Below are 9,362 nucleotides of genomic sequence, written 5' to 3' on the forward strand. Positions count from 1 at the left end.
CGAGCGGCGCCGCGCCCGGCTGCGGCACGAGGCGGAGGTCGCCGCCGCCGTGGCCTCGGGCGCCCGGCAGCTGCTGGCCCACGTCGAGGTGTCCGTCGTACGGGCGGAGCGGGAGCGGGCGGCGGCCGAGGCGTCGAAGGGGGAGCGGGAGCGGGAGCTGGCGGCCGAGCGGCTGCGGGGCCGGGACCTCAAGGGGGAGCTGGACAAGCTGACGGACTCCGTGCACCGGGGCGAGGTGCTGGGGGCCGAGAAGCGGCTGCGGATCGAGCAGCTGGAGACGAAGGCCCTGGAGGAGCTGGGCGTCGAACCGGCCGGCCTGGTCGCGGAGTACGGACCCGACCAGCCGGTGCCGCCGTCCCCGCCCGCCGAGGGCGAGGAACTCCCCGAGGACCCGGAGCATCCGCGCAACCGGCCCCGGCCGTTCGTGCGGGCCGAGCAGGAGAAGCGGCTCAGGTCGGCCGAACGGGCGTATCAGCAACTCGGGAAGGTGAATCCGCTCGCCCTGGAAGAGTTCGCGGCCTTGGAGGAACGGCACCAGTTCCTCTCCGAGCAGCTGGAGGACCTGAAGAAGACGCGCGCCGACCTCCTCCAGGTGGTCAAGGAGGTGGACGAGCGGGTCGAGCAGGTCTTCACCGAGGCGTACCGGGACACCGCCCGCGAGTTCGAGGGCGTCTTCTCGCGGCTCTTCCCCGGCGGCGAGGGGCGGCTGATCCTGACCGACCCCGAGCACATGCTCACCACCGGCGTGGACGTCGAGGCCCGGCCGCCGGGCAAGAAGGTCAAGCGGCTCTCCCTGCTGTCCGGCGGCGAACGGTCGCTGACGGCGGTGGCGCTGCTGGTCTCCATCTTCAAGGCGAGGCCGAGCCCGTTCTACGTGATGGACGAGGTCGAGGCGGCACTCGACGACACCAATCTCCAGCGGCTGATCCGGATCATGGAGGAGCTCCAGGAGAGCTCGCAGCTCATCGTGATCACCCACCAGAAGCGGACGATGGAGGTCGCCGACGCGCTGTACGGGGTCTCCATGCAGGGGGACGGCGTCTCGAAGGTGATCAGTCAGCGTCTTCGCTGATCCCGGGGGTAGCCGAGTGGTGGCGGGGCCGAAGATGTGCGCCACTTGAGAGCAGTTCACCCATGTCCGATGCCGAGGCGCCCGGCCCCAGGGAGGTCTTACGTGAGCAGTACACCGCAAGGACCTGGAGCGGGGTCCGGGGCCCGCACGGCCCACCCGGACCACCTCGGCCATGTCATCTTCATCACCGCGGCCGCTGCCATGGGCGGTTTCCTGTTCGGCTACGACAGCTCGGTGATCAACGGCGCCGTCGAGGCGATCCGCGACCGCTACGACATCGGCTCCGGCACGCTGGCCCAGGTCATCGCCATCGCCCTGATCGGCTGTGCGATCGGCGCCGCCACGGCGGGCCGGATCGCCGACCGCATCGGCCGCATCCGCTGCATGCAGATCGCCGCCCTCCTGTTCACCATCAGCGCCGTGGGCTCCGCGCTCCCGTTCGCGCTCTGGGACCTGGCCTTCTGGCGCATCATCGGCGGCTTCGCGATCGGCATGGCCTCGGTGATCGGCCCGGCCTACATCGCCGAGGTGTCGCCGCCCGCCTACCGGGGCCGGCTCGGCTCCTTCCAGCAGGCCGCGATCGTCATCGGCATCGCCATCTCCCAGCTCGTCAACTACGGCATCCTGCAGATCGCGGACGGCGACCAGCGGGGCAAGATCGGCGGGCTCGAAGCCTGGCAGTGGATGCTCGGTGTGATGGTCGTCCCCGCCGTCCTCTACGGCCTGCTCTCGTTCGCGATCCCCGAGTCGCCGCGCTTCCTGCTCTCCATCGGCAAGCGGGAACGGGCCCGGAAGATCCTCGAAGAGGTCGAGGGCAAGGGCGTCGACCTCGACGCGCGGGTCGACGAGATCGAGACCGCGATGCGCCGCGAACACAAGTCGTCCTTCAGGGACCTGCTCGGCAGCCGCTTCGGCTTCCTGCCCATCGTCTGGGTCGGTATCGGCCTCTCGGTGTTCCAGCAGCTCGTCGGCATCAACGTGGCGTTCTACTACTCGGCGACGCTCTGGCAGTCCGTCGGCATCGACCCGACCGACTCGTTCTTCTGGTCGTTCACCACGTCAATCGTCAACATCATCGGTACCGTCATCGCGATGATCCTGGTGGACCGGGTCGGCCGCCGCCCGCTCGCCCTGGTCGGCTCCTGCGGCATGGCCGTCGCGCTGGCCTTCGAGGCGTGGGCGTTCTCCGCCGATCTGGTGGACGGCAAGCTCCCGACCACCGAGGGCGCGGTCGCACTCGTCGCCGCCCACGTGTTCGTGCTGTTCTTCGCCCTGTCGTGGGGTGTCGTGGTCTGGGTCTTCCTCGGCGAGATGTTCCCCAACCGCATCCGGGCCGCCGCCCTCGGCGTCGCCGCCTCGGCGCAGTGGATCGCCAACTGGGCGATCACCGCGAGCTTCCCGAGCCTTGCGGACTGGAACCTGTCGGGCACGTACATCATCTACGCCTGCTTCGCGACGCTCTCGATCCCGTTCGTCCTGAAGTTCGTGAAGGAGACCAAGGGCAAGGCGCTGGAGGAGATGGGCTGACCCTTCCGCGATTGCCGGCCCAGGTGACCGATACTGGGTGGGTTATGGAATTCGTCATCCTTGCCGTAGTCATCGCCCTGGTCGCGGTCGGCGTGATCAGCGGGCTCGTGGTCAGCAGCCGCAAGAAGAAGCAGCTGCCCCCGGCGCCGTCGAGCACGCCGACCCTCACACCTCCCGCCGAGCCCCGTGTCGGCGAGGAGGCCGAAGAGCCGCGCGAGGAATCGCGCCGCACCATCGAGGACGTCCCGGCCCCGCCCGCCGAGGCCGCCCCGGAGACCGTCGAGCCGGAGGCGCCCGCCGCCCCCGCGCTCGACGTCCCCGAGCCCACCGCCGGCCGGCTGGTCCGGCTCCGGGCCCGCCTCGCCCGCTCCCAGAACACCCTCGGCAAGGGGCTCCTCGCGCTCCTGTCCCGGGACAACCTGGACGAGGACACCTGGGAGGAGATCGAGGACACCCTCCTCACCGCCGACGTCGGCGTCGCCCCCACCCAGGAGCTGGTCGAACGCCTCCGCGAGCGCGTCCGGGTGCTCGGCACCCGCACCCCCGAGGAGCTGCGCGCCCTGCTGCGCGAGGAGCTGCTCGCCCAGCTCGGCACCGACTCCGACCGCGCCGTGAAGACGGAGGGCGGCCTGGAGACCCCCGGCGTCGTGATGGTCGTCGGGGTCAACGGCACCGGCAAGACCACCACCACCGGCAAGCTGGCCCGCGTGCTCGTCGCGGACGGGCGCAGCGTGGTGCTCGGCGCGGCCGACACCTTCCGCGCCGCCGCCGCCGACCAGCTGCAGACCTGGGGCGAGCGCGTCGGCGCCCGCACCGTGCGCGGCCCCGAGGGCGGCGACCCGGCCTCCATCGCCTACGACGCCGTCAAGGAGGGCATCGCCGAGGGCGCCGACGTGGTGCTCATCGACACCGCCGGCCGGCTGCACACCAAGACCGGTCTGATGGACGAGCTGGGCAAGGTCAAGCGGGTCGTCGAGAAGCACGGCCCGCTCGACGAGGTGCTGCTCGTCCTCGACGCCACCACCGGCCAGAACGGCCTGGTGCAGGCGCGGGTCTTCGCCGAGGTCGTGGACATCACCGGCATCGTCCTCACCAAGCTCGACGGCACCGCCAAGGGCGGCATCGTCATCGCCGTCCAGCGCGAGCTGGGCGTCCCGGTCAAGCTCGTCGGACTCGGCGAGGGCCCGGACGACCTGGCCCCGTTCGAGCCGGAGGCGTTCGTGGACGCCCTGATCGGGGACTGACCCTCCCGGCACACCACCCGTGAGCCCGGCCGCACGGCCGGGCTCACGGCCGTTCCGGGGCCGGTACGGGGTCGGTCCCGGGAGCAGTACGCGGCTCAGCCGAGCGGCGCCGCCCAGCGGTGGGAGAGGTACGCCAGCGTGCCGAGGAGCAGCCGCGCCTCGGGCGGCGTCGCCCCGTCCAGACCGGGCGGCCGCAGCCAGCGCACCGGGCCGGACCCGCCGAGGTCGGAGGGCGGCGCGGTGATGTGGCTGCCACGCCCCAGCGCCCGCAGGTCCAGCCCCGCGTCGTCCCAGCCCATCCGGTACAGCAGCCCCGGCAGCTCGTCGGCGGCTCCCGGCGCGACGAAGAACTGCGCCCGGCCCCGCGGGGTCACCGCGACCGGGCCCAGCGGCAGCCCCATCCGCTCCATCCGCACCAGGGCCCGGCGCCCGGCCGCCTCCGCCACGTCCAGCACGTCGAACGAGCGGCCCGCGGGCAGCAGCACCGAGGCGCCCGGCACCTCGGCCCAGGCGCGCGTCACCGCGTCGAGCGTGGCCCCGGCCGGTACCTCCCGCGCGAACTCCAGCGGATGCGCGCCCGGATCGGGGCAGCCGCCGTCCCCGCAGGAGCAGACGCCGCCCGAGACGCGGGCCCCCGGCACGACGGCCCAGCCCCACAGCCCGGTGTACTCGGCCACCTCCGTCGTCCCGGCGGCGGCACGGGCGCGCCGCCGCGCCCCGGTGCGCAGTTCGCGGATGCCGATCGTGAAGCCCATGCCCCCTCCAACGGGTCCGGCCGGCCGGTGGTTACGAAGCGGAGCGTGCAACCGCCCGCGCGCCCCTGGGCGCTTCCTCGCGCCCGTACCGATCGCCCGTTCCAGTGAATCGCGACCCGTGTGGGTGGCGTTCAATCGAAGGGGTGGCGAATGGTGGCGATTGCGCGAAGGGCCTCGCGGAGCCGGTGATCGTAGGATTACCGTCGGTACACGAACCATGGAAGTATGTGCGCCCACGGGTATGCCGGAGGCATCCCGGCTTTCTGTTCGATCGGGCGCAACGCCCGTACGGCAAACATGAGTTCGCGGCATTCTGGCAGTGCTTTGCGCGACAGGATTCGGCGGGATGGGGGCGTTCCAGTGAGTGGCAGCGGCGCAGGCGAGACGAATGCCGGCAAGCGCCCGAACGAGCAACTGGGCTCGTGGTTCGTGCGCAGCGGCTGGTCGAAGGGCGAGCTGGCACGGCAGGTGAACCGGCGGGCGCGCCAGATGGGCGCCCACCACGTCAGCACCGACACCTCCCGCGTACGGCGCTGGCTGGACGGCGAGCAGCCGCGCGAGCCGATCCCGCGCATCCTGTCCGAGCTGTTCTCCGAGCGCTTCGGCAGCGTCGTCGCCGTCGAGGACCTCGGCCTGCGCACCCCGCACCAGGCACCCTCCGTAGCCGGTGTCGACCTGCCCTGGGCGGGCCCCCAGACCGTGGCCCTGCTCAGCGAGTTCTCCCGCAGCGACCTGATGCTCGCCCGGCGCGGCTTCCTCGGCAGCTCCCTCGCCCTCGCCGCCGGACCCGCCCTCATCGAGCCCATGCAGCGGTGGCTGGTACCGGTCGCGGCCGCCCCCGCCGCCGAACCGGAACCCACCGCCTCCCGCCGCCCCTCCAGGCTCTCCGGCCCCGAGCTGGACCTGCTGGAGTCGACCACCGCGATGTTCCGCCAGTGGGACGCGCAGTGCGGCGGCGGTCTGCGCCGCAAGGCCGTCGTCGGCCAGCTCCACGAGGTCACCGACCTGCTCCAGGAGCCGCAGCCGGCCGCCACCTCCCAGCGTCTGTTCCGCTGCGCCGCCGAACTGGCCGAACTGGCGGGCTGGATGAGTTACGACGTCGGCCTCCAGCCCACCGCCCAGAAGTACTTCGTCCTCGCCCTGCACGCCGCCAAGGAGGCCGGCGACAAGCCGCTCGGCTCGTACGTCCTGTCCAGCATGAGCCGCCAGATGATCCACCTCGGCCGCCCGGACGACGCCCTGGAGCTGATCCACCTCGCCCAGTACGGCAGCCGGGACTGCGCGACCCCGCGCACCCAGGCCATGCTCTACGCGATGGAGGCGCGCGCCTACGCCAACATGGGCCAGCCCAGCAAGTGCAAGCGGGCGGTCCGCATGGCCGAGGACACCTTCCAGGACGCCGGCCTGGACGGCGAGCCCGAGCCCGACTGGATCCGCTTCTTCTCCGAGGCCGAGCTGAACGGCGAGAACAGCCACTCGTACCGGGATCTCGCCTACGTGGCCGGCCGCAGCCCCACGTACGCCTCGCTCGCCGAGCCCGTCATGCAGCGGGCCGTCCAGCTGTTCGGCGAGGACGACGAGCACCAGCGGTCCTACGCCCTCAACCTCATCGGCCTCGCCACCGTGCACCTGCTCAAGGGCGAGCCCGAGGAGTGCACGGTGCCGGCCGAGCAGGCGCTGCGCGTCGCCAAGAAGGTCCGCTCCGAGCGCGTCAACACCCGGCTGCGCAAGACCGTGGACACCGCCGCCCGGGACTACGGGGACGTCCCCGAGGTCGCCCGGCTCACCGAACTCCTCATCGAGCAACTGCCCGAAACCGTGGAGGCCGTCTAGCACGGCCGCCCCGGGCCCCGTATACCCCGGCCACGACGATCACCCAGCACAGACCGACTTCGGCTCCCCCCATTGCCAGGTCACCGGGTGATCGCCGTGGCCGGTCCGCGTGGGCGCGGCACCCGCGCTTCATGGGGACGTAACACGTCGCTCCCCTTCGTCACCGCGGCGAAACATCACGGCGCACCGGCCGAAACGGCACCGCGCGACTCTCGTCTCCCAGCCGCACCGCACCGACGACGAGGAGACGCCGATGCCCCCAGGCATCACGACACTTGCCGCAGACGCCCCGACGCTGTCCGCCGCCAACACGGGCTTCATGCTCATCTGCTCGGCCCTGGTGATGCTCATGACCCCGGCCCTCGCCTTCTTCTACGGAGGCATGGTCCGCGTCAAGAGCACCCTCAACATGCTGATGATGAGCTTCATCAGCCTCGGGATCGTCACGGTCCTGTGGGTGCTCTACGGGTTCAGCCTCGCCTTCGGCACCGACACCGGCTCCGTCATCGGCTGGAGCCAGGACTTCGTCGGCCTCAGCGGGATCGGCGTCACCGAACTCTGGGACGGCTACACCATCCCGGTCTACGTCTTCGCCGTGTTCCAGCTGATGTTCGCCGTCCTCACCCCCGCCCTCATCAGCGGCGCCCTCGCCGACCGGGTCAAGTTCACCTCCTGGGCCCTGTTCATCACCCTGTGGGTCACCGTCGTCTACTTCCCGGTCGCCCACTGGGTCTGGGGCGCGGGCGGCTGGCTGTTCGAGATGGGCGTCATCGACTTCGCCGGCGGCACCGCCGTCCACATCAACGCCGGAGCCGCCGGACTCGGCGTGATCCTGGTCATCGGCAAGCGCGTCGGCTTCAAGAAGGACCCGATGCGCCCGCACAGCCTGCCGCTGGTCATGCTCGGCGCCGGACTGCTCTGGTTCGGCTGGTTCGGCTTCAACGCCGGCTCCTGGCTCGGCAACGACGACGGCGTGGGCGCGGTCATGTTCGTCAACACCCAGGTCGCCACCGGCGCCGCCATGCTCGCCTGGCTCGGCTACGAGAAGCTCCGCCACGGCTCCTTCACCACGCTGGGCGCCGCCTCCGGCGCGGTCGCCGGACTCGTCGCCATCACCCCGGCGGGCGGCGCGGTCAGCCCGCTCGGCGCCATCGCGGTCGGCGCCATCGCCGGCGTGGTCTGCGCCATGGCCGTCGGCCTCAAGTACAAGTTCGGCTACGACGACTCCCTCGACGTCGTCGGCGTCCACCTCGTCGGCGGCGTCATCGGCTCCCTGCTCGTCGGCCTCTTCGCCACCGGCGGCGTCCAGTCCGACGCCAAGGGCCTCTTCTACGGCGGCGGCTTCGACCAGCTCGGCAAGCAGGCCGTCGGCGTCCTCGCGGTCCTCGCGTACTCTCTCGTCGTCTCCGCCCTCCTCGCCCTGGCGCTCGACAAGACCATCGGGATGCGGGTCGACGAGGACGACGAGGTCTCCGGCATCGACCAGGTCGAGCACGCCGAGACCGCGTACGACTTCAGCGGCGCGGGCGGCGGAGCGGCCCCCCGTACCAGCAGCCACGCCCCGGCCGCCCCCGCCGCCCCGGCGGCCCCGGCGAACAAGAAGGTGGACGCATGAAGCTCATCACCGCAGTCGTGAAGCCCCACCGCCTCGACGAGATCAAGGAGGCCCTCCAGGCCTTCGGCGTCCAGGGCCTCACCGTCACCGAGGCCAGCGGCTACGGCCGTCAGCGCGGCCACACCGAGGTCTACCGGGGCGCCGAGTACACCGTCGACCTCGTCCCCAAGATCCGCGTCGAGGTCCTGGTCGAGGACGAGGACGCCGACCAGCTCATCGAGGTCGTCGTCAAGGCCGCCCGCACCGGAAAGATCGGCGACGGCAAGGTCTGGAGCGTCCCCGTCGAGACCGCCGTCAGGGTCCGCACGGGCGAACGCGGCCCGGACGCCCTCTGACCGGACACCACGATCCGCACGGCTCCACGCACGGAAAGGGGCAGCCTGGTGACGAGCACCGACACCACCACCGCATCCGAATCCGAGGAGCCGGGGCCCGGCGGCTACGCGGCGGCCCGGCTGCGCCTCCTCCACCGGAAGGAGCACGCCGGGGCGCCGCGCCGCGCCGCCCTCGCCGCCCTCACCGACGACTGGCTCACCGGCCTGTTCACCGCGGCGGCCGAGCAGAGCGGCGTCCGGGGCGCCGCCCTCGTCGCCGTCGGCGGCTACGGCCGGGCCGAACTCTCCCCGCGCAGCGACCTCGACCTCCTCCTGCTGCACGACGGCACCGCCGCCCCCGCCGCCGTCGCCGCCCTCGCCGACCGCCTCTGGTACCCCGTGTGGGACCTCGGGCTGGCCCTCGACCACTCCGTCCGCACCCCCGCCGAGGCCCGCAGGACCGCCGCCGGCGACCTCAAGGTCCAGCTCGGCCTGCTCGACGCCCGGCCCGTCGCCGGCGACCGCGGCCTCGCCGCCGCCCTGCGCACCGCGATCCTCGCCGACTGGCGCAACCAGGCCCCCGTCCGCCTGCCCGCCCTCCGCGAACTCTGCCGCGACCGCGCCGCACGCGCCGGAGAACTGCGCTTCCTCCTGGAACCCGACCTCAAGGAGGCCCGCGGCGGCCTCCGCGACACCACCGCCCTGCGCGCCGTCGCCGCCTCCTGGCTCGCCGACGCCCCCCGCGAAGGCCTCGCCGACGCCCGCCGCACCCTGCTCGACGCCCGCGACGCCCTCCACCTCGCCACCGGCCGCGCCACCGACCGGCTCGCCCTCCAGGAACAGGACCAGGTCGCCCGGGACCTCGGCCTCCTCGACGCCGACGCCCTGCTCCGCCGCCTCTACGAAGCCGCCCGCACCGTCTCCTACGCCGCCGACGTCACCTGGCGCGAGGTCGACCGGGTGCTGCGCGCCCGCTCCGCCCGGCCCCGGCTGCGCACCCTG

7 protein-coding genes and 1 pseudogene are annotated in these 9,362 nt (G+C 72.4%); 7 read left to right on the plus strand and 1 reads right to left on the minus strand.

Going from position 1 to position 9,362, the window contains the following annotated elements:
- The 3 genes from MHW47_RS27195 to ftsY form a co-directional block, all read left to right on the plus strand.
- On the plus strand, nucleotides 1–1,072 hold a 1,072-nt coding region (locus MHW47_RS27195; protein ID WP_239226410.1), incomplete at its 5' end, for an AAA family ATPase.
- Nucleotides 1,073–1,174: 102 nt separating this feature from the next.
- Complete coding sequence (locus MHW47_RS27200; RefSeq protein WP_239226411.1) at nucleotides 1,175–2,599, plus strand: sugar porter family MFS transporter; 1,425 nt, start codon at nucleotides 1,175–1,177, stop codon at nucleotides 2,597–2,599.
- Nucleotides 2,600–2,643: 44 nt separating this feature from the next.
- On the plus strand, nucleotides 2,644–3,843 hold the full coding sequence (gene ftsY / locus MHW47_RS27205; RefSeq protein ID WP_239226412.1) for a signal recognition particle-docking protein FtsY: 1,200 nt from the start codon (nucleotides 2,644–2,646) through the stop codon (nucleotides 3,841–3,843).
- A 95-nt stretch (nucleotides 3,844–3,938) separates the two neighbouring features.
- On the opposite strand, the gene MHW47_RS27210 is transcribed toward ftsY, so the two are convergent.
- Entirely contained in the window at nucleotides 3,939–4,598 is a 660-nt protein-coding gene (locus MHW47_RS27210; protein ID WP_239226413.1) for a bifunctional DNA primase/polymerase, read from the minus strand.
- A gap of 360 nt (nucleotides 4,599–4,958) precedes the next feature.
- On the opposite strand from MHW47_RS27210, the gene MHW47_RS27215 reads away from it, so the two are divergent.
- The 4 genes and pseudogenes from MHW47_RS27215 to MHW47_RS27230 form a co-directional block, all read left to right on the plus strand.
- Nucleotides 4,959–6,431, plus strand: a complete 1,473-nt coding sequence (locus MHW47_RS27215) for a hypothetical protein (RefSeq protein ID WP_239226414.1) — start codon at nucleotides 4,959–4,961, stop codon at nucleotides 6,429–6,431.
- Between the two features lie 253 nt (nucleotides 6,432–6,684).
- Nucleotides 6,685–8,046 (plus strand): ammonium transporter, encoded by a 1,362-nt coding sequence (locus MHW47_RS27220; RefSeq protein ID WP_239226415.1) that lies wholly within the window; start codon nucleotides 6,685–6,687, stop codon nucleotides 8,044–8,046.
- Nucleotides 8,043–8,381 carry a P-II family nitrogen regulator gene (locus MHW47_RS27225; protein ID WP_239226416.1) on the plus strand — a complete coding sequence of 113 codons (339 nt, stop codon included), beginning with the start codon at nucleotides 8,043–8,045 and terminating at the stop codon, nucleotides 8,379–8,381. Before MHW47_RS27220 ends, MHW47_RS27225 begins: the two co-directional genes overlap by 4 nt.
- Nucleotides 8,382–8,429: 48 nt before the next feature.
- Nucleotides 8,430–9,362: pseudogene (locus MHW47_RS27230) on the plus strand ([protein-PII] uridylyltransferase); the annotation flags it as partial.

The organism is Streptomyces sp. OfavH-34-F (assembly GCF_022347745.1).
In the GTDB taxonomy this organism is placed as follows: domain Bacteria; phylum Actinomycetota; class Actinomycetes; order Streptomycetales; family Streptomycetaceae; genus Streptomyces.

What these genes read in the sequence shown, in the direction of transcription:
- ftsY (WP_239226412.1), top strand. Translation starts at nt 2,644, where the DNA reads ATGGAATTCGTCATCCTTGCCGTAGTCATCGCCCTGGTCGCGGTCGGC.
- MHW47_RS27210 (WP_239226413.1), bottom strand. Translation starts at nt 4,598, where the DNA reads ATGGGCTTCACGATCGGCATCCGCGAACTGCGCACCGGGGCGCGGCGG.
- MHW47_RS27220 (WP_239226415.1), top strand. Translation starts at nt 6,685, where the DNA reads ATGCCCCCAGGCATCACGACACTTGCCGCAGACGCCCCGACGCTGTCC.
- MHW47_RS27225 (WP_239226416.1), top strand. Translation starts at nt 8,043, where the DNA reads ATGAAGCTCATCACCGCAGTCGTGAAGCCCCACCGCCTCGACGAGATC.